This is a genomic window from Streptomyces sp. NPDC048636 (assembly GCF_040650655.1).
Lineage (GTDB): Bacteria > Actinomycetota > Actinomycetes > Streptomycetales > Streptomycetaceae > Streptomyces.
Genome location: NZ_JBEZHR010000006.1, coordinates 266,615 through 288,715, shown reverse-complemented (window position 1 = coordinate 288,715; position 22,101 = coordinate 266,615). Strand labels below are relative to the sequence as shown.

The window sequence follows — 22,101 nt, the reverse complement described above, 5'->3', positions numbered from 1 at the left end:
CCTTTCGTTTCCCACCGGTTCAGCCACGCTCGCCACCGCCCAGCGCCAGCCGGACCAGTCCGTCCACGTCCAGGGCCCGGATGGCGCCCGGGTCGTCGCTGTCGCCTGCGGGGGCCAGCCGTCGCCGAAGGTCACGGCCGTCGTCCTGGCCGACCGGTGGTGTGGGAGGAGCCGCGGGCACGAGCCGTTCGACGAGCTGCTCCGCGACGGCGGCCGGTGTGGGATGGTCGAAGACGAGGGTGGCGGGCAGGCGCAGACCGGTGGTGGCCTTCAGCCGGTTGCGCAGGTCGACGGCGGTCAGTGAGTCGAACCCGAGGTCCTTGAACGCCCGGTCCGGGTCGATCGCCTCGGTGCCGCCATGACCCAGGACTTCGGCCACGTGCGTCCGCACCAACTCCACGGTGTGCTCGAGGCGTTCTTCGGTGGACAGCGCCGCCAGCCGGGCGCGCAGCGACGCGGTGTCCACCGCGCCACCGCCGGAGGCGGTCGGCCGGTGGCGGGCCGGGACGAGTCCGCGCAGCAGGGGCGGTACGGGGGTGGCCGGTGTCGCGGCCCGCAGCCGGGCGGCGTCGATGCGTACGGGGACCAGGAGCGGTTCGTCGAGCCGCAGGGCGGCGTCGAGGAGCGCGAGGCCCTGGTCGTCGCTGAGCGCGGCCACCCCGCCGTGTGTCATCCGCCGCAGACCGGTGGCGCCGAGTGTGCCGGTCATCTCACCACGGCGTTCCCACAGGCCCCAGGCCAGTGACTGGGCGGGCAGGCCCAGGGAGTGGCGGTGTTGGGCGAGGGCGTCCAGGAAGGCGTTGGCCGCCGCGTAGTTGCCCTGGCCCGGGTTGCCGATGACGCCCGACGCGGACGAGAAGAGGACGAAGGCGGACAGCGGGTGGTCGCGGGTGGCCTCGTGCAGATGCAGCGCCGCGTCGACCTTGGGGCGCAGGACGCGATCGATCCGCTCGGGGGTGAGCGAGGTGACCAGACCGTCGTCGAGGACACCGGCGGCGTGGACGACGGCGGTCAGGGGGTGTGGCTCGGGCACGGCCGCCATCAGTGCCATGACGGCGGCCCGGTCGGCGACGTCGCAGGCGACGAATCGGGCCTGGGCGCCGTGGGTTTCCAGGTCGGCGAGGAGGGCCGCGGCCCCGGGTGCCTCGGCACCGCGCCTGCCCACCAGGAGCAGATGGCGGACACCGTGCCGGGCCGCGAGATGGCGGGCCACGAGGCCGCCGAGGGTCCCGGTGGCGCCGGTGATGAGTACGGTGCCCTCGGGGTCGAACGGATGAGGCCGCTCGTCCTCCGGCGCCGCAACACGGGCCAGACGGGCGGTGAGCACCCTGCCTGCCCTGACGGCGAGTTGGGGCTCCCCGAGGTCGAGGGCGCCCGGCAGCAGGGCGAGCAGGGCCCCGCGGTCGTCCGTGTCGGCCAGGACGAACCGGTCGGGGTGTTCGGACTGGGCCGAGCGCACCAGTCCGCGGGCCGCGGAGGCGGCGGGAGCGGTGATGTGCTCGTCCGGGGTGGCGCGTACGGCGCCGTGGGTGATGAACACCAGGCGGGTGTCGGTGAGCCGGTCGTCGGCCAGCCAGCCCTGGAGGAGTTCACTGGTCGTGTGGACGGTGGACCGGACGGTCTCGGCGTCGTCCCCGTCGGGGACACACGGCACCAGGACCACATCGGGCACGGGGCCACCGCGCTGGATGGCGGCGATGAGTCCGGCGAGGTCGGGATGGCTGTCGGGGAGATATCCCGTGGGCGCCAGCGCGGCCCAACGGGAAGTGTCCTCGCGGTCCGTGGCGGCCACGGGCACGGCGGTCCACTCGACGCGGAACAGGGAGTCGTGTGCCGGGGTCGTGGGGGTGCGCAGGGTCGCGGTGTCGACCGGCCGGACGGTCAGTCCGCCGATGGTGACGACGGGTCGGCCGGTGGGGTCGGTCGCACGGAGCGACACCTGCCCCTCGCGGTCGTACACCAGGCGGACCCGCAGATCGGTGGCGCCGGAGGCGTGCAGGGTCACACCGGTCCACGCGAACGGCAGGCGGGCGGTGCCCGGTTCGAAGTCCGGGCCGTCCCTGCCGTCCGGCGCCCCGAGCCACAGCCCCTGGAGTGCCGCGTCCAGCAGCGCGGGGTGGATACCGAAGGCGGCGGCGTGCGGCTGCTGTTCCGGGTCGAGCCGTACGTCGGTGAAGAGTTCGCCGCCACGGCGCCATGCGGCACGCAGTCCGCGGAAGGCCGGACCGTAGCCGTAGCCGGACGCGGCGAACCGCTCGTAAAGGTCCTCGACATCGACCGGTTCGGCTCCGGCCGGTGGCCAGGCGGTCAGGGGCTCGGGGGGCTGGTCCGCCGGGCCCTCGGCGAGGGCGCCGGTCGCATGGAGGGTCCAGGGAGCGTCGGGTGTGTCCTCCGGACGGGAGAAGACATCCAGTGTCCTGCGGCCGGTGTCGTCCGGGGTACCGACGCGCAGTTGGAGCGCCACTCCGCCCGCCGGGGGCAGCACCAGGGGCGCCTGGAGGGTCAGTTCCTCCAGGACGGGGCAGCCTGCCTGGTCACCGGCGCGCATCGCGAGTTCCACGTATGCGGCCCCGGGGAGCAGAACGGTGTCCGCCACGGCGTGGTCGGCGGTCCAGGGGTGGGAATGCGCTGAGATCCGGCCGCTGAGCAGCAGTTCACCGCTGCCCGCGAGCTCGGTGGCCGCGCCCAGGAGGGGGTGGCCGAGGGCGCCGAGACCGGCGGCCGTGACATCGGCGCCCGCTGCCGCCGGGTCCGGCAGGGCCCAGTACGACCGGTGCTGGAAGGCGTATGTCGGCAGGTCCACACGTGTGGCCGCGTACCGGGTGAACAGCGGCGACCAGTCCACGGGCAGTCCGTGCGCCCATGCCGTGCCCAGAGCGGTCAGCATGCGCTCCATGCCGCCCTCGTCACGGCGGAGGGTTTCCAGGACGACCGCGTCGGTGTCCGCCGCCTCCAGGGTCTCCTGGACAGCCGTGGTCAGCACGGGGTGCGGACTGATCTCGACGAAGGTGTGGAATCCGGCGTCGGCCAGGGCCTGGATCGCGGTGGCGAAGCCCACCGCTCCGCGCAGATTGCGGTACCAGTAGCGGGCATCCATGGCGGAGGTGTCCAGCCGGGCGCCGGTCACGGTGGAGTACAACGGGACGTCGCCGGTCCTGGGCTCGATACCGTTCAGCGCGGCCACGAGCATGGTGTCGAGGGCTTCCATATGCGCGCAGTGGGAGGCGTAGTCCACATCGATCCGGCGGGCGCGGACCCCGTCCTTCTCACACCGGATGAGCAGTTCTTCCAGTGCGCCGGTGTCGCCGGAGACCACGACCGAGGCCGGGCCGTTGACGGCGGCCACCGCGAGACGGTCGCCCCATGCGGAGATACGGCGCCGGGTGTCCGTCTGGGACAGCGCGAGTGACGCCATTCCGCCGCCGCCCTCCAGGGAGGCGATGGCGCGGCTGCGCAGGGCCACGACCTTCGCACCGTCCGCCAGGGACAGCGCTCCGGCCACCACCGCGGCCGCGATCTCGCCCTGGCTGTGGCCGACGACGGCGTCCGGCGCAAGCCCGTACGCGCGCCACTGCGCGGCGAGGGACACCATCACGGCGAACAGGACGGGTTGCACCACATCCACACGGTTGAGTCCGGTGCCGGAGCACACGACGTCCAGCAGCGACCACTCCACATGCGGGGCGAGGGCGGCCGCGCAGTCGCGCATGCGGTCGGCGAAGGCAGGGGATTCGGCGAGCAGGTCCCGTGCCATTCCGGCCCATTGCGCGCCCTGCCCGGGGAACACCCAGGCGATGGGTCCACCGGTGCGTGCGATGCCGCTCACCGGGGGAAGGGCTCCGGCGGCCATCTCCGCGAGGGCGGACAGCAGCCGGTCCCGGTCGCCGACGAGGACGGCGCGGTGGTCATGTGCGGTGCGGGCCGCGAGCGACAGGCTCAGATCGGCCACCGCGAACGCCTCGGTGCGGATGAGGTGTTCGTGCAGGCGCCCGGCCTGGGCGCGCAGTGCTTCGGCGGACCGGGCCGAGAGCATCCAGGGCAGCACGGGACGGGCACCGGGAGGGTCTTCGATCGTCGCGGGCGGCTCCTGCGGAACCTGGTCCATGGGTGGCTCCGGAGCCTGTTCCAGGATGACGTGGGCGTTGGTGCCGCTCAGCCCGAACGAGGACACGGCCGCGCGGCGCGGCTGGTCCCCTTCCGGCCAGGGTGTGGTGTCGGTGGCCAGGGCCATACCGCCCGGCGCCCAGTCGACATGGGTGGTCGGCCGATCGACATGGAGGGTGGCGGGAACGGTGGCACGGCTCAGGGCCAGCACGGTTTTCATCACCCCGGCAAGTCCCGAAAGGGCCTGGGTATGGCCGATGTTGGACTTCAGCGAACCGACCAGCACGGGCCGGTCGTCCGGCCGGTTCCGTCCGTAGGTGGCCAGGAGGGCCTGGGCCTCGATGGGATCGCCGAGGGTGGTGCCGGTGCCGTGGGCCTCGACGACGTCGATGTCCACCGTGGCGAGCCCCGCGTCCGCGAGGGCGGCACGGATCACCCTCTGCTGGCTCGGCCCGTTGGGGGCGGAGAGGCCGTTGCTGGCGCCGTCCTGGTTGACGGCGGAGCCGCGCAGTACGGCGAGGACCGGGTGTCCGTTGCGGTGCGCGTCCGCGAGCCGTTCGACCAGCAGTACGCCCGCGCCCTCGCTCATCCCCATGCCGTCGGCGGCGTCGGCGAACGCCTTGCACCGGCCGTCGGGGGCCAGTCCACGCTGTCGGGAGAAACTGACCAGGGCGCCGGGGGTGGACATCACCGTGACACCGCCGACCAGAGCGAGGGCGCAGTCCCCGGCGCGCAGCGCGCGGGCCGCCAGATGCAGGGCGACCAGGGAGGAGGAGCAGGCGGTGTCCACCGTGATGGCCGGGCCCTCCAGGCCGAGGGTGTACGCCACCCGGCCGGAGACGACGCTGGGCGCGCTGCCGGTGAGCAGATGTCCCTCGGCTTCCGCGGAGCGGGCGACGGCGGTGGCGTAGTCGCCGTAGTTGACGCCGGTGAAGACACCGGTGCGGCTGCCGCGCAGGGCCACGGGGTCCAGCCCGGCGCGTTCGAGCGCTTCCCAGGAGGTCTCCAGCAGCAGACGCTGCTGGGGGTCCATGGCACGGGCCTCGCGGGGCGAGATGCCGAAGAAGTCCGCGTCGAAGTCGGCGGCGTCATGCAGGAAGCCGCCGTGCCGGGTGATGACGGTCCCCGGCCGGTCGGGGTCGGGGTCATAGAGCGCGTCGAGGTCCCAGCCACGGTTCGTGGGGAAGGCGGAGACGGCGTCGCGGCGGTCGGTCAGCAACTGCCAGAGGTCGTCGGGGGTGCTGACGCCGCCGGGGAGCCGACAGCCCATGGCGACCACGGCGATCGGATCGTCACTGCTGGGGGCGGTGGTGGCGGTGGCCTCGTGGCCCACCGCTGTCCGTCGGCCATGCTCGCCCCCGATGGCATCCGTGCCGAGCAGACACTCCCCCAGGTGGGCGGCGAGCGCGGTGGCCGAGGGGTGGTCGAAGACGACGGTCGACGGCAGCCGCAGTCCGCTGGCGGTGTTGAGCCGGTTGCGCAGCTCGACGGCGGTGAGCGAGGCGAACCCCAGGTCCTGGAAGGTCTTTCCGGGTGGGACGGTGTCGGCGGAGTCATGGCCGAGCACGGCGGCCGCCTGGGTACGGACCAGGTCGAGCAGCAGCCGGGAGCGCTCGGCGGCACTGAGCGGGGTCAGCCGCTGGCGCAGTTCCGACGCGGCCGGTGCCGGGGACGCGGTGTCCGGCGCCATGAGTGCCCGCCGGGCTTCGGGCACACCGTTCAGCAGGGGGCTGGGGCGGCTGGAGGTGAACACCTCGGTGAAGCGCGGCCAGTCGACGTCGGCGACGGTGACGAGGGTTTCGTTGTCGTCGAGGATCTGTTGCAGGGCCTCGGTGGCGGTGTCGGGGTCGATCCGTGGCAGCCCGTGTTCTTCGAGGTTGAAGAGGTCGGCTCCGGGCCCGTCGGCCGCCGGGGTTGTGGGGCTTCCGGCCTCCCAGATACCCCAGTCGATGGTGGTGGCGGTCAGTCCGCGCGCACGGCGGTGCTGGGCCAGCGCGTCCAGATAGGCGTTGGCGGCGGCGTACGCGCCGTGGTCGCCGCTCCCCCACACTCCCGCGATGGAGGAGAACAGGACGAAGGCGTCGAGTTCCCGGTCGAGCAGGGCGTCGAGGTGTCCGGCCCCCGCGGCCTTGGCGGCGACGACGTGCTCGAACGCATCGAGGGGCATGGCGTCCAGCGGGGCGAGGGCGATGTACGCGGCGGCGTGCACCACGGCGGTGACGGGGGTGCCCTGTGCCTCGAGTCCGGCCAGCAGCGCTTCGGTCCGGGCACGGTCGGACAGATCGCATACGGGCAGGGTGAGACGGGTGCCGTGGCGGGCGAGTTCGGCCGCCAGCTCCGTGGTCCAAGGCACGTCAGCACCGCGCCGTCCGGGCAGTACGAGGTGGTCGGCACCGCCTCGGGCCAGCCAGCGGGCCAGATGGGGGCCGAGGGCTCCGGTGCCCCCGGTCAGCAGGACCGTGCCACGTGGCCGCCAGCCAGGTCCGGGGCCTGCGGTGCCACGGCGGGGTGCCCGGACGAGGCGGCGGGCGAACAGGCCGGAGGGACGCACCGCCACCTGGTCCTCGGCCCCGGCTCCTGTTCCGGTGCCGATGCCGCCCAGCGCGGCACACAGCCGCTCTCGGGTCCGGGCGTCGAGCCGTGGCGGAAGGTCGACCAACCCGCCCCAGCGGCGGGGGTGTTCAAGGGCGGCGACCATGCCGGTGCCCCACACCAGTGCCTGCTGGGGCGCGGTGAGCGGCTCGGCCGGACCGGTCGAGATGGCGCCGCTGGTGGCGCACCACAGAGGCGCGGTGACACCGACGTCGCCCAGCGCCTGGATGAGGGCGAGGGTGAGGGCGGCGCCGGTGGGCAGCGCCGGATGGCCGGGGTGGGGCCGCTGGTCGAGGGCGAGCAGCGAGAGGACACCGGTGAGGGGCTGCCCGTCCGACGCGGTGTCCACCGTGGCGGCGAGTGAGGTCCGGTCGGCGGTGGCGCGGGGCTCGGCGGTGACGACGGTGGCGCCGTGGTCGGTGAGCGCGCGGACGGCGTCGAGCACGGTGGCGTCGGTGGTGTGTCCGGGCGGCGCGAGGACGAGCCAGCGGCCGGTGAGGGCGGTGGCGGGTGGGTCGGGCACCGGTTGCCAGTGGACGCGGTAGCGCCACGAGTCGGCGACGGCGGCCGTGTGCCGACGGCGGCGCCAGCCGCTGAGGGCCGGGAGCACCTGGCCGAGGGCGTCGGCGTCGACGGCCAGCGCGGCGGCGGCCTCGGTCACATCGCCCCGTTCCACGAGGTCCCAGAAGGGGGCGTCGCCATCGGCCGGCGGCGTCTGCGGAGCCACGGGCTCCAGCCAGTGGCGGCGCTGCTGGAACGGGTAGGTGGGCAGGTCGATCCGGCGGGCCCCGGAGCCCTCGTAGACCATGCGCCAGTCCACCGGTGTGCCGTGGACCCACAGTTCGGCGGCGGAGGTCAGCGCGCGGCGGGGACCGCCCTCGTCCCGGCGGAGGGTGCCGGTGACAAGGGTGTCGGCGGCGCCGGTGTCCTCGGCGATGTCCTGGACCGGCACGGTCAGCACGGGGTGGGGTGACACCTCAAGGAACACCCGGTGGCCGTGTTGGACCAGGGAGCGGACGGCGGTGTCGAAGCGGACGGTCTCACGCAGGTTCCGGTACCAGTAGGCGGCGTCCATGGTGGCGGTGTCCAGCCGCTCGCCGGTGACCGTGGAGTACAGCGGTACGCGGGCGGTGGTGGCGGCGACGCCGTCCAGCGCGGTGAGCAGGCCGTCCCGGACACCTTCGACATGTGCCGAGTGGGAGGCGTAGTCGACGGGGAGAGTGCGGGTGCGTACCTCGCGGGTGGCGCAGACGGCGACGAGTGCGTCCAGCGCCTTTCGGTCGCCGGAGACCACAACGGCGGCGGGGCCGTTGACCGCGGCGATCGACAGACGGTCCGCCCAGGGGGCGATCTCCTCCCGGGCCCGGGCGAGGGGCAGGGCGAGCGAGACCATACCGCCGTCACCGGAGAGGGTGGCGACCGCACGGCTGCGCAGGGCGACGACCCGCGCGCCGTCCTCCAGGGACAGCGCGCCCGCCACGACCGCGGCCGCGATCTCGCCCTGGCTGTGGCCGACGACGGCGTCGGGTTCGACGCCCCAGGACCGCCACAGCGCGGCCAGCGACACCATCATGGCGAACAGCGCGGGCTGGACCACATCGACCCGGTCGAGCGAGGCGGCGCCGGGCGCTCCGCGCAGCACGTCGCGCAGCGACCAGTCCACCAGACCGGACAGCGTCTTCTCGCACGCGCCGACGGATGCCGCGAACTCCGCTGAGCTGTTGAGGAGTTCACGGCCCATCCCGAGCCACTGCGCGCCCTGTCCGGGGAACACCCAGGCGATCCGGCCCGTGGGTGCCCGCTCGATGTGGCCGGTGACGACGGACGCGGCGTCATCGCGGGTCAGCGCGGACACACCGTCGAGGAGTTCGGCGCGGTCGGCGGCCAGGACGACGGCGCGGTGTTCGAAGGCCGTGCGGGTGGTGGCGAGGGAGAACCCGATGTCCACCGGGCGGGGCTCGTCGGTGTCGGACAGCCGGGCCCTGAGCCGTACGGCCTGGTCGCGCAGAGCGGTGGCGGTGCGCCCGCTGAGGAGGCATGGCACGACGGCCGGGACCGCCTCGGACGCCGTTGGGGCTGGGGCCTGGGCATCGGGGGCCTGAGGGTCGGGAAAGTGCTGCTCGGGGGCCTGTTCGAGGATGAGGTGGGCATTGGTGCCGCTCATGCCGAACGAGGAGACGCCCGCGCGGCGCGGCCGATGGTTCTCCGGCCATGGCATGGCCTCGGTCAACAGCGCGACCGAGCCCGCCGACCAGTCCACATGCGGTGTCGGCCCGGTGATGTGCAGGCTCCTCGGCAGCAGTCCGTGGCGCAGCGCGAGCACCGTCTTGATGACGCCGGCGACTCCGGCGGCGGCCTGGGTGTGGCCGATGTTGGACTTCAGGGAGCCGAGCCACAGCGGCCGTCCGGCGGGACGGCCCTGGCCATAGGTGGCGATCAGCGCGTCGGCCTCGATGGGGTCGCCGAGCGTGGTGCCTGTGCCATGGGCCTCCACGGCATCCACATCGGCGGGGGTCAGCCCCGCGTCGGCCAGCGACGCCTGGATGACCCGTTGCTGGGAGGGTCCGTTGGGGGCGGTCAGACCGTTGCTGGCACCGTCCTGGTTGACCGCCGAGCCGCGCAGCACGGCGAGGACCGGATGGCCATTCGCACGGGCGTCGCTCAGACGCTCAAGGAGCAGTACACCGACGCCCTCGCCCCAGCCGGTGCCGTCGGCGGTGGCGGAGAACGGTTTGCAGCGGCCGTCGGCGGACATGGCGCCCTGGCGGCTGAACTCGGTGAAGACGGAGGGCCGGGACATCACGGTGACTCCCGCGGCCAGCGCGAGGGTGCACTCCTCGTCGCGCAGTGACCGCGCCGCTTGGTGGACGGCGACGAGCGAGGCCGAGCAGGCGGTGTCGACGGTGACCGCCGGGCCCTCGAGCCCGAGTGCGTACGCCACCCGGCCGGAGGTGACGCTCATGGAGTTGCCGGTCATCAGGAAGCCCTGGACCGTTTTCGGGGCGTCCGCGCCGAGTTGCGCGTAGCCCTGGTCGATGGCCGCGGCGAACACACCGGTGCGGGTGGCGCGCAGCGAGGCGGGGTCGATGCCCGCGCGCTCGACAGCCTCCCACACGGTCTGGAGCAGTAATCGCTGTTGGGGGTCCATGGCGACGGCCTCGTGCGGGGAGACGGCGAAGAACCCGGCGTCGAAGTCGGCGGCGCCGTCGATGAACGCGCCTTGGCACGGCACCCCGCCCGCGGTCAGCCGCTCGGTGTCCCAGCCGCGGTCCCCGGGGATCCCGGTGACGGTGTCACGGCCCGCCACCAGCAGCTCCCAGAGCTCTTCGGGGTTGCGCACACCGCCGGGGAAGCGGCAGCTCATCGAGACCACGGCGATGGGCTCATGGCCGCGCGCCTCGGCCTGACGCAGCCGTCGGCGGGTGTCCCGCAGGTCGATGGTGACGCGGTTGAGGTAGTCGCGCAGTTTCTGCTCGCTCACCGGGCACCTCCGGCGGTCCGTCGGGCCGGCTCGGTCTGCGGATGGCTCACGAGATGCCCAGCTCCTTGTCGATCAGGTCGAAGATCTCTTCATTGGTGGCGGACGCGATGGCGTCATCGCTGTCGGGGCCGTCCGGCGTGGTGGTGGGATCCTCGGCGGACTCCAGCCGGGTCAGCGCGCCACGCAGCCGCCGGGCGAGCTCCGCACGCAGTGGCGCACCGGTGTGATCCGCGCGGGACACCTCGGTGACGAGCGTGTCGAGGCGGTCCAGTTCCGCGAACGCGAGCGGCGCCGTCTCCGCCTGCCCGGCGGACACCCGGGTCGCGAGATACCCGGCCAGCGCCTCGGGGGTGGGATGGTCGAAGACGAGTGCCGCGGGCAGACGTTCACCGGTCATGGCCGCCAGCCGGTTGCGCAGTTCGACCCCGGTGAGGGAGTCGAAGCCCAGCTCCTTGAACGGGCGGGTGGCTCCGATCAGATCCGTGGAGGTGTGGCCGAGGACGGCGGCGGCGTTGCCGCGCACCAGGTCCAGCAGGACGCGGTGGACCTCGTGGGGAGGCAGTCCCGCCAGCCTGCCGGAGAGCGAGGGTGAGGGTGCCGTGGGAACGGTGGTGGCGGCGGCGCGCCGTACGGGACGGGTCAGGCCACGCAGCATCGCGGGCAGCTCCTCCCCCGCCGACGCGACGGCGGTGAGCGCCCCCGGGTCCACGGCGGCGGCCAGTACATACGGGGTTTCGGCGCGCAGCGCGGCGTCGAAGAGGGTGAGTGCCGATCCGGTGGGCAGGGCGCCGATGCCACGGCTCGCCATCGCTCGCAGATCCGCCTCGGTGAGGTGTGCGGTCAGCGTGCTGCGCTCCTCCCACATGCCCCAGCCGATGGACACGGCGGGCAGCCCCTCCGCACGGCGTTGTGCGGCCAGGGCGTCGAGGGTGGCGTTGGCGGCGGCGTAGTTGCCCTGCCCGGGCGCCCCGAGCAGGGCGGCGCCGGAGGAGAAGAGCACGAACGCCGCCAGGTCGCTGCCGCGCGTCAGCTCGTGCAGGGTGAACGCGGCGTCCGCCTTGGGGCGCAGAGTGGTGGCGATGTGTTCTGGGGTCAGCGAGGAGAGGACACCGTCGTCGAGTACGCCCGCGGTGTGCACCACGGCGGTGAGGGGGTGCTCCCGGTCCACCCGGGCCAGCAGATCGGCCGCCGCGGCCGGGTCGGCCAGATCGCAGGCCACCACGGTCGCCCGAGCCCCGGCCGCGGCGAGGTCGCGGACCAGGTCAGCGGCGCCGGGGGTGTCCGGGCCCCGGCGTCCGGCCAGCAGCAGCCGGCGTACGCCGTGTGCGGTGGCGAGGTGGCGGGCGACGAGGGCACCGAGGGTGCCCGTTCCGCCGGTGATCAGCACGGTGCCGTCGGGGTCGAGGGGTGCGGGGAGCGTCAGGACGTTCTTGCCGATGTGGCTGGCCCGGCGGAGGTGGCGGAACGCCTGGGGCGCCTGCCGGACGTCCCAGCAGGTGACCGGCGCCAGGGTGAGCACACCCCGCTCGAACAGGGCCAGGATCTCGGTGAGCATGGCGCCGATCCGCTTCGGCCCGGCTTCCATCAGGTCGAACGCCCGGTAATGGACACCGGGGTGGGCGCGCTCGACCTCCTCGGGGTCCCGGACATCGGTCTTGCCCATCTCCACGAACCGGCCACCGCGCGGCAGCAGACTCAGGGAGGCGTCCACGAACTCCCGGGCCAGACAGTCGAGTACCACATCGACGCCTTTGCCGCCCGTGGTGTCCAGGAAGGCCGTGGCGAACTCGGTCGTACGGGTGGAGGCGATATGCGCGTCGTCGAGGCCACAGCCACGGAGTACGTCCCACTTGGCCGGGCTCGCCGTGCCGTACACCTCGGCCCCGGCGTGCCGGGCGAGCTGTACGGCGGCCATGCCGACCCCGCCGGTGGCCGCGTGCACCAGCACGGACTGGCCGGCGCGCAGTCCGCCGAGGTCGAACAGCCCGTACCAGGCGGTGAGGAACGCGATCGGGACCGACGCCGCCTGCGCGAAGGTCCATCCGGCCGGGATCGGGGCGAGGGTGCGCCGATCGCATACGGCGGTCGGGCCGAACGCCCCGCCGAACACGCCCATCACCCGGTCCCCGGGGACCAGATCGGCCACTCCGGGGCCGATTTCGAGGACGGTACCGGCCCCTTCACTTCCGAGCACCGGCTGATCGGGATCGAGGCCGAGGGAGACCACCACGTCATGGAAGTTCAGACCGGCGGCGCGTACGGCGACACGTACCTCACCCGCACCCAGCGGTGCCAGGGTGTCGGGGGCGGGGGCGGCCACCAGCCCGCCTTCGGTGCCCGCCGCGCCCGGGCCGATCCGCCACGCGGCGGTGTCCTCCGGCGGCGTCAGGCAGTCGCGGTGCGGCGTGTCGGCGAGCCGGGGCAGCAGCACCTCACCATCGCGTACGGCCACTTGGTCCTCCCCCGCCGCCAGCAGCGCGGGCAGCGCGGAGACCAGGGCGGCCGGTGAGCCGGGCCGGTCGTCGAGGTCCACCACCGCGAAGCGCCCCGGGTGCTCGGTCCGCGCGGTCCTCAGCAGTCCCCACGCGCCGGACTGGGTGACGTCGTGGGGCATGGTGTCGCCGGGGCCGGTATGCAGGGCGCCCCGGGTGACGAGGACGAGGGTGGATCCGGCGCACCGTTCGTCGTCCAGCCACTCCCGTACGAGGGTCAGACATCCGGTGGTGGTGGCGAGCAGCGCGGCGGCGGTCTCTTCGGGGTCGGTGTGCGGGTCCCTTTCCGGGCGCGGGCAGTCCACGACGACCAGTGCGGGCACCTCCGGTCCGGACTCCGCGCGCAGGGCACCGAGCTCGGGCCGGGAAACCGCCTCGGGCAGGGCGTCCCGCAGACTGTCGCCCAGCCGACCCCAGCGTGTGGCGGTGGGCGTGGTGACCGGCGCGGGCGTCCACTCCAGCCGGTGCAGCCCGTCGCGTCCGGAGCCGACCGGCCGCGGCAGATCCGCCGTGACGGGCCTCAGCACGAGCGAACCGGCCGACAGCACCTCCTGGCCCGCGAGGTCGTAGACGGTGAGCGCGATGGCGTCGGGTCCGTCGGCGGTGAGCCGTGCCCGTACGGCGGTGGCCCCGGTGGCGTGGACGGTGACATCGGTCCAGCTGAACGGCAGCCTTGCGGTGCCGTCCCGATCGGGCAGGAGCGCGGCGGTCTGCAAGGCGGCGTCCAGGAGTGCGGGGTGGACGAGGTACCCGGCGACGTCGGCGTGCTGCCCCTCGTCGAGGACGAGGTCGGCGAGGACGTCGCCGTCCGCGCGCCAGACGTCGCGGATCCCCTGGAAGGTGGGTCCGTAGCTGTATCCGGCGGCGGCGAAACGCCCGTAGAGGTCATCGGTGTCGACCGGTTGGGCACCGGCGGGCGGCCAGGTGATGAGGGCCGGACCGGGTTGCCGGGCGGTGGGCACGGCGGTGCCGGTGGCGTGGCGGGTCCAGAGGTGTCCGGTGCCTCCGGCGGCGTCGTCCCGCTCGGGGCGGGAGTAGAGGCTCAGCGCCCGGCTGCCGTTGTCGTCGGCCGCGGCGAGGCGGACCTGTACGCGTACGGCACCTTCGGCGGGCAGCACGAGGGGTGCCGCCAGGGTGAGTTCGCCGACCGTCGCACAGTCGGCCTCGGCGGCGGCGCGCAGCGCCAGCTCCAGGAACGCGGTGCCGGGCAGCAGAGTGGCCGACTGGACGGTGTGTTCGGCGAGCCAGGGGTGTGTACGCAGGGAGAGCCTGCCGCTGATGAGGATCTCGCCGGTGTCGGCGATCTCCACGGCCGCGCCCAGCAGCGGATGTCCGGTGGTGGCGAGTCCGGCGGAAGCGACGTCCCAGCTCGTTGTCGGAACGTCCAGCCACAGGCGCCGCTCCTGGAAGGGGTAGGTGGGGAGGTCGACGCGGGTGGCACCGGTCCCCTCGAACGCGGGCGCCCAATCCACCGCCACACCACGGACATACGCCTCACCGGCCGACAGGAGCATGCGCTGCGAACCGCCCTCACCACGGCGCAAGGTGCCGGTGACGACCGCTTCCGCACCCGCCGCCTCCACCGTCTCCTCAACGGCGGCGGTCAGCACCGGATGTGGACTCACCTCGATGAACGCACCGAACCCCTCCCCCACCAGCAACCGCACAGCGGACTCGAAACCCACCATGTCGCGAAGGTTGGTGTACCAATAGCCGCCATCCATCAACGAGGTGTCCAGCCAGCCACCCGTCACCGTCGAGAACAGCGGAACCTCACCACTCCTGGGCGAGATCCCGCCCAGAGCGGACCGCAGCTCCTCCTCGATCCGCTCCACCTGAGCACAGTGCGAGGCGTAATCCACCTGGATCCTGCGGCTGCGTACGTCCTTCTCCTCGCAGAACCGCAGCAGTTCCTCCAGCGCCTCGCCCTCGCCCGACACCACCACCGAGAAGGGTCCGTTGACGGCCGCGACCGACAACCGGCCACCCCACCGTTCGACGTACTCATCGGCGGTGGTGGCCGAGCACGCCAGCGACACCATGCCGCCGTGTCCGGTCAGTTCGCCCAGTGCGCGACTGCGCAAAGCGACCACCCGTGCCCCGTCATCCAAGGTCAGGCCACCGGCCACCACGGCCGCCGCGATCTCCCCCTGCGAATGCCCCACCACCGCGTCCGCCACCACACCGAACGAACGCCACACCGCCGCCAACGACACCATCACCGCGAACAGCACCGGCTGCACCACATCCACCCGGTCAAGCCCCGGCCCCGAGCGCATCACCTCGTCCCACGACCACTCCACATAGGGCGCCAGCGCCGCCTCGCACTCCGCCATCCGCGCCGCGAACACCGGCGACTGATCCAGCAGCTCAGCCGCCATTCCGGCCCACTGCGAGCCCTGGCCCGGGAAGACGAACACCGTTCCGCCGGACACCACACCACTGCCGCTCACCACCACGGGCGACGGCATACCGCCGCTCAGCGCCGCCACACCGCCGAACACCCCCTCGCGGTCCCCGACCACCACGGCACGGTGATCCAGCCGGGACCGGGTGGTGGCGAGGGACAGACCGATGTCATCGGTGCGGATGTCCTCCGCGCGCAGGGCGAGCAGCCGGGTGGCCTGGACGCGCAGCGCCTCGGGGGTCCTCGCGGACATCGGCCACGGAACAGGGGTACGGTCGTCACCGGCCGGGCGCGCCATGGCCGGTGGCGCGACCGGCTGCTCCAGGATCACGTGGGCGTTGGTGCCGCTGACACCGAAGGACGACACACCGGCCCGGCGCGGGCCCGCGGACGCCTCCCACGGTCGCGCTTCGGCCAGCAGCCGGACGTGCCCCGCTGACCAGTCCACCTCGGGCGTGGGACGGTCGACATGGAGCGTCCGCGGCAGCACACCGTGGCGCATGGCCAGGACCATCTTCATGACCCCGCCGACACCGGCCGCGGCGGAGGTGTGACCGATGTTGGACTTCAGCGAACCCAGCCACAGCGGCCGGTCCTCCGCACGCCGCTGACCGTAGGTGGCCAGCAGCGCCTGCGCCTCGATGGGATCGCCCAGCGTGGTACCCGTGCCATGCGCCTCCACCGCGTCCACATCCCGCGCCGCCAATCCGGCGTCGGTCAGGGCGGCCCGGATGACCCGCTCTTGCGAAGGCCCGTTGGGCGCGGTGAGACCGTTGCTCGCACCGTCCTGGTTGACCGCGCTGCCCCGCACCACCGCCAGCACCGGATGCCCCTGACGGCGCGCGTCGGACAGCCGCTCCAGCAGCAGGACACCGGCTCCCTCACCGAACCCGGTGCCGTCCGCGGCGGCGGCGAAGGACTTGCAGCGGCCGTCGGCGGCCAGCCCGCCCTGGCGGCCGAACTCGACGAAGAGTTCCGGGCTCGACATGACGGTGACACCGCCCGCGAGGGCGAGTGCGCATTCGCCCCGGCGCAGTGACTGCACCGCGGTGTGCAGGGCCACCAGGGAGGAGGAGCAGGCGGTGTCGATGGTGAGGGCGGGTCCCTCGAAGCCGAAGGTGTAGGCGATACGGCCGGAGACGACACTGCCGGAATTGCCGGTGCCCAGGAACCCTTCGACATCGTCGGGGATGTGCGGCAGCAGCCGGACGGCGTAGTCCTGCTGCATGAGGCCGATGAACACCCCGGCGGCGGTGCCCCGAAGTGACGCCGGGTCGATTCCGGCGCGTTCGAGGGTCTCCCAGGTGATTTCCAGCAGCAGTCGCTGCTGTGGGTCCATCGCGATGGCCTCGCGCGGCGAGATGCCGAAGAAGTCGGGGTCGAAGTCTCCGGCGCCGGAGAGGAATCCGCCCACCTGGACGGGTGAGTTGGCGGCACGGGTGGGGTCGAGGGCGCTGAAGGCGTCGAGATCCCAGCCGCGGTCGGTCGGGAAGGCACCGATGGCGTCGGTACCGGAGGCCAGCAGCCGCCACAGGTCCTCGGGGGCGCGTACCCCGCCGGGGAAACGGCAGCCCATGGCCACGATGGCGATGGGCTCCGCGGTGTCGACGGGTGCGGGTGCGCGCGGTGTGGTGGCGGCCGCGGCTCCCACGGTGGTGAGCCGGTCGCGCAAATGGGAGGCGAGGGCTTCGGGCGAGGGGTGGTCGAAGACGAGGGTGGCGGGAAGGCGCAGCCCGGTGGCGCCGGTGAGCCGGTTGCGCAGTTCGACGGAGGCCAGTGAGTCGAAGCCGAGGTCGCGGAAGGCCCGGTGGGGTTCGACCGTGTCATCGGGGCCATGGCCGAGGACACCGGCCACCTGACCGCAGACCAGACGTACCAGGGTGCGCAGCCGTTCGGCCTCGGTCAGGCCGGCGAGTCGCTCGGCCAGCGGCGGTTGCCCGGCCGGCGCGGACACGACCTCGGTGGTCTGCCGCCGGGGAGCCGGAACCAGTCCCCTGAGCAGCGGCGGTACCGGGCTGTCGGCGGTACGGGTGCGCAGGGCGCGGATGTCGAGCCGCATCGGGACGAGTGCGGGGGCGTCGACGGTCAGCGCGGCCTCGAAGAGCGCGAGGCCCTGTGCGGTGGTCAGCGGTGGCATCCCGGAGCGGGCCAGACGGCGTACGTCGGCGTCGTCGAGGTGGCCGGTCAGGGTGGAGCGCTGCTCCCACATCGTCCAGGCCAGGGACTGGGCGGGCAGGCCCCGTGCGTGGCGGTGCTGGGCCAGGGTGTCGAGGAAGGCGTTGGCCGCGGCGTAGTTGCCCTGTCCGGGCCCGCCGAAGGTGCCCGCCGCGGAGGAGAAGAGGACGAAGGCCGACAGATCCGCGTCCTGGGTGAGCTGGTGCAGATGGAGAGCGGCGTCGGCCTTGGGCCGCAGGACGGTGTCGAGGTGTTCGGGGGTCAGGGAGGTGAGGACACCGTCGTCGAGGGCCCCGGCGGTGTGCACCACGGCGGTCAGGGGGTGCTCGGCGGGGATGTCGTGCAAGAGCGCGGCGAGCGCTGAGCGGTCCGCGGTGTCACAGGCGGCGACCGTGACGGTGGCGCCCAGCGCGGTCAGCTCGTCGGTGAGGGCGGTGCTGCCCGGCGCCGCGGGGCCGGAGCGGCTTACCAGAAGCAGGTGGCGCGCCCCGTGACGGGTCACCAGGTCGTGGGCGAGATACGAGCCGAGGAGCCCGGTGCCGCCGGTGATGAGGACCGTGCCGGAGGGGTTGAGGGCGACGGGGGCCCGTCCGGTGGCCGGGACCCTGGCGAGCCGGGGCACGCGTACGGTGTCGCCGCGTACGGCGAGCTGGTGTTCACCGGAGCCGAGGGCGGCGGCCAGGGCCGTGGTGTCCGTACCGTCCGGATCGAGGTCCACCAGGGTGAAGCGGCCGGGGTGTTCGGACTGGGCGGAGCGCACCAGACCCCATACCGCGCCGAGGGCCGGGGCGGGGTCCTCACCGGTGGCCGCGGCCACCGCGCCACGAGTGGCGAGGACGAGCCCGATGTTGGCGAGGCGTTCGTCGTCGAGCCAGGTCTGGAGGGTGCACAGGGCCCGGTGGACGGCGGTGTGCGCCTGGTGCGGATCGTCCGGAGCACTGTCGGGGTCCGGGGCGAAGGGCAGCACGGCCAGGGTGGGCACCGGTGCTCCGGTGTCCAGTGCGGCGGCGAGTGCACTGATGTCCCGGTAGCGGGGTGCGGTCGCTCCGACGGTTGCTCCGGCGCTGGTGAGGGCGGTGGAGAGCGGGACATCGTGCGGGCCCAGGACCGCCCATACGGCGTCCGCGGGGATCGGCGGGCAGTCCGTGGGAGTCCATACGACCTGGAAGAGCGAGTCGTGGTGTCCGCGTGGCGCGACCGCGCCCGTGGCGGGAGCCGGGCGCAGGGTCAGGGACGCGATGGAGGCGACGGGTCGGCCGGTGGTGTCGGCGGCGTCGAGGGCGAGGGTGTCGGGTCCGGTGGGGGTGAGCCGGACGCGTACGGCGGTGGCTCCCGGGGTGTGCACGGTGGCTCCGGCCCAGGCGAACGGCATCCGGCCGCCGTCGGTGTCCGCGGCTTCGGCGGTGAGCCCGGTGGCGTGCAGGGCGGCGTCGAGCAGTGCGGGATGGAGGGCGAAACGGCCCGCGTCCACGCGCTGTTCGGCGGGGAGGGCGGCTTCCGCGTAGAGGGTGTCGCCGAGTCGCCAGACGGCGCTCAGCCCCTGGAAGGCCGGACCGTAGCGGAAACCGCCGTCGGCGTAGCGGTGGTACATGCCGTCGAGGGTGACGGGGGTGGCGCCGGGGGGTGGCCAGGCCGTCAGATCGGCGGCCGGGTCCGGGTCCGGTGGGGCGGGGGTGAGCAGACCGGTGGCGTGCCGGGTCCACTCCCCGTCCGCGTCGGGGTCGTCGGGCCGGGAGTGCAGGGTGAGCGGGCGGGTGCCGTCGGCGTGCGGCGGACCGGCGGACAGGCGCAGCGCCACGGCACCGAGCGGCGGGAGCACCAGCGGTGTTTCGAGGGTGAGATCCTCCACGCGGGCACATCCGGTGCGGCCCGCGGCCAGCACGGCGAGTTCGAGGAAGGCGGTGGCGGGCAGGAGGGCGCTGCCGTGCACGGTGTGGTCGGCGAGCCACGGGTGGGTGCTCAGGGACAGCCGTCCGGTGAAGAGCAGGCCCTCGCTGTCGGCGAGGGTGACGACGGCGCCGAGCAGCGGGTGGTGGGAGGGCAGGAGTCCGATCGACGCCGGGTCGTGCGGCGCGCCGGTGTTCTCCAGCCAGTAGCGCTGCCGCTGGAAGGGGTAGGTGGGCAGTGCGATCCGTCGGGGGCGGGGCTCGCCGAAGACCGCGTCCCAGTCGACGGCCACTCCGCGGATGTGCGCCTGCGCGAGGGACTCCATGAAGCGCCGTGGGCCGCCGTCGTCACGGCGCAGTGTTCCGGTGGCCAGCGCGTCGACGCCGACGGCGTCGATGGTGTCCTCGACCGCGGCCGTCAGTACCGGGTGAGGGCTGACCTCGAGCAGGACACGGTGGCCGTCGGCGAGCAGGCCCCGGGTGGCCTCCTCGAACCGCACGGTGGAGCGCAGGTTCTCGTACCAGTAGGCGGCGTCGAGAGTGGCGGTGCCGAGCGGGCCTCCGGTGACGGTGGAGTAGAACGGGATCTCGGCGGGCCGTGGTGTGATGTCGGCCAGGGCCGTGAGCAGTTCCTCACGGATCGCCTCGACCTGCGGTCCGTGCGAGGCGTAGTCGACGGGGATGGTGCGGGTGCGGACACCGTCCGCGTCGAGAGCGGCGAGGAGTTCGCCGACCGCCGTGGGGTCGCCGGAGACCGTCACGGACGCGGGGCCGTTCACCGCGGCCACGGCGAGCGCCCCGCCCCAGGGGGCGATCCGCTCGCGCACCCGGTCCTCGGGCAGCGCCACCGAGGCCATCCGGCCGTGTCCGGCCAGGGCCCGCAGTGCCTTGGCCCGGAGTGCCATGACGGTCGCGGCGTCGTCCAGGGTCAGGGCACCGGCGACACACGCGGCGGCGATCTCGCCCTGGCTGTGGCCGACCACCGCGTCCGGCTCCACACCGTAGGAGCGCCACAACGCGGCGAGGGAGACCATCACCGCGAACAGGGCGGGCTGGACGACGTCGGCCCGGTCGAGTCCGGGGGCGCCGGGGACACCGCGGATGACGTCCGGCAGGGACCAGTCGGTGTGCGGGGCCAGCGCCTCGGCGCACGTGGTCATCCGCTCGGCGAAGACCGGTGACCTGTCGAGGAGTTCCCCGGCCATCCCGGCCCACTGGCCGCCCTGGCCGGGGAAGACGAATGCCGTCGCCTCGCCGGGGCGGGCCGGTCCGGGCGGCGGCTGGCCGGTGCCCTCGGCCAGTGCGCCCAGCTGGTCGAGCAAGGTGTGCGGGTCATCCGCGACCAGTGCGGCGCGGTACTCGTGTGCCGCCCGGGTGGTGGCGAGGGAGTGGCCGATGTCCACCGGGTCGAGTTCCGGGTGGCGTTCCAGATGGCTGCGGAGCCCGGCCGCCCGGGCTCGCAGCGCGTCACCACTCCGGCCGGAGACCACCCAGAGCAGCGGGCCGCGGTCGCGAACGGACGGGGCCTCGGAGAGCGGTTCGCCGACGGGTTCGGCCTGTTCCAGGATGACGTGGCCGTTGGTGCCGCTGACACCGAAGGAGGAGACGGCGGCGCGCCGGGGGCGGCCGGTCTCCGGCCATGGCGTGGCCTCGGTGACCAGCAGTAACGCCCCCGAGGACCAGTCGACTTGAGGGGTGGGGTGCTGGGCGTGCAGGGTCGGTGGCACCGTGCCGTACCGCATGGCCAGCACCATCTTGATGACACCGCCGACTCCGGCGGCGGCCTGGGTGTGGCCGATGTTGGACTTGAGCGAACCCAGCAGAAGTGGCCGCTCGGCCGAGTGTTCCCGGCCGTAGGTGGCCAGGAGTGCCTGGGCCTCGATGGGATCGCCGAGCGGTGTGCCGGTGCCGTGTGCCTCGACGACGTCGACCTCGCCGGCGGAGAGGCGGGCGCCCGCCAGTGCCTGGCGGATGACCCGCTGCTGGGAGGGGCCGTGGGGGGCGGTGAGCCTGCTGCTCGCGCCGTCCTGGTTGACGGCGGAGCCCCGGACGAGGGCCAGCACCGGGTGGCCGTTGCGCCGGGCGTCGGACAGCCGCTCCAGCAGGAGCATGCCGACGCCCTCACCCCAGCCGGTGCCGTCGGCGCCGGCCGAGAAGGACTTGCAACGGCCGTCGGAGGCCAGGCCGTTCTGGCGGCTCATCTCGACGAAGGGCACCGGGGTGGACATCACCATGGCACCGCCCGCGAGCGCGAGGGCGCAGTCGCCCTGCCGCAGCGCCTGGCAGGCCAGGTGCAGTGCGACCAGCGACGAGGAGCAGGCGGTGTCGACGGAGACCGCGGGGCCCTCGAAGCCGAAGGTGTAGGCGATGCGCCCGGAGGCGACGCTGTCGGAGCTGCCGTTGCCGAGGTAGCCCTGGATGTCGTCGGGCACCTCGCCCAACCGCACGGCGTAGTCCTGGTACATCACTCCGGCGAACACACCGGTGCGGCTGCCGCGCAGGGTGTGCGGGTCGATCCCGGCCCGCTCCAGGGCCTCCCAGGTGGTCTCCAGCAGCAGCCGCTGCTGCGGGTCCATGGCGAGCGCCTCGCGCGGGGAGATCCCGAAGAAGGCGGGGTCGAAGGAGGCGGCGTCGGCCAGGAAGCCGCCCTCGGCGGCGTAGGTGGTCCCCGGACGCTCCCCGGCGGGGTCGTGCAGGGCGGCCAGGTCCCAGCCGCGGTCGCCGGGGAACGCGGTGATGGCGTCGGTGCCCGAGACCACGAGTCGCCACAACTCCTCGGGGGTGCGGACACCACCGGGGTAACGGCAGCTCATCGCGACGACGGCGAGGGGTTCCCGGTCCTTCTCCTCGGCCTCGGCCAGGCGCTGTTTGACCCGGTGGAGGTCGGCGGCGGTCCGCTTGAGGTAGTCCCGGAGCTTGTCGTCATTCACCGTGCATCGTCACCTTTTGCGCGCGGGGTCGAGG

The 22,101-nt window shown here is 73.6% G+C and carries 2 protein-coding genes; both read right to left on the bottom strand.

Going from position 1 to position 22,101, the window contains the following annotated elements; all coding sequences use genetic code 11:
* Positions 1 to 19 precede the first annotated feature (19 nt).
* On the bottom strand, positions 20 to 10,177 hold the full coding sequence (locus AB0C66_RS19025) for a type I polyketide synthase (RefSeq protein ID WP_362439414.1): 10,158 nt from the start codon (positions 10,175 to 10,177) through the stop codon (positions 20 to 22).
* Between the two features lie 46 nt (positions 10,178 to 10,223).
* Positions 10,224 to 22,067 carry an SDR family NAD(P)-dependent oxidoreductase gene (locus AB0C66_RS19020; RefSeq protein WP_362439411.1) on the bottom strand — a complete coding sequence of 3,948 codons (11,844 nt, stop codon included), beginning with the start codon at positions 22,065 to 22,067 and terminating at the stop codon, positions 10,224 to 10,226.
* Positions 22,068 to 22,101: the final 34 nt, after the last annotated feature.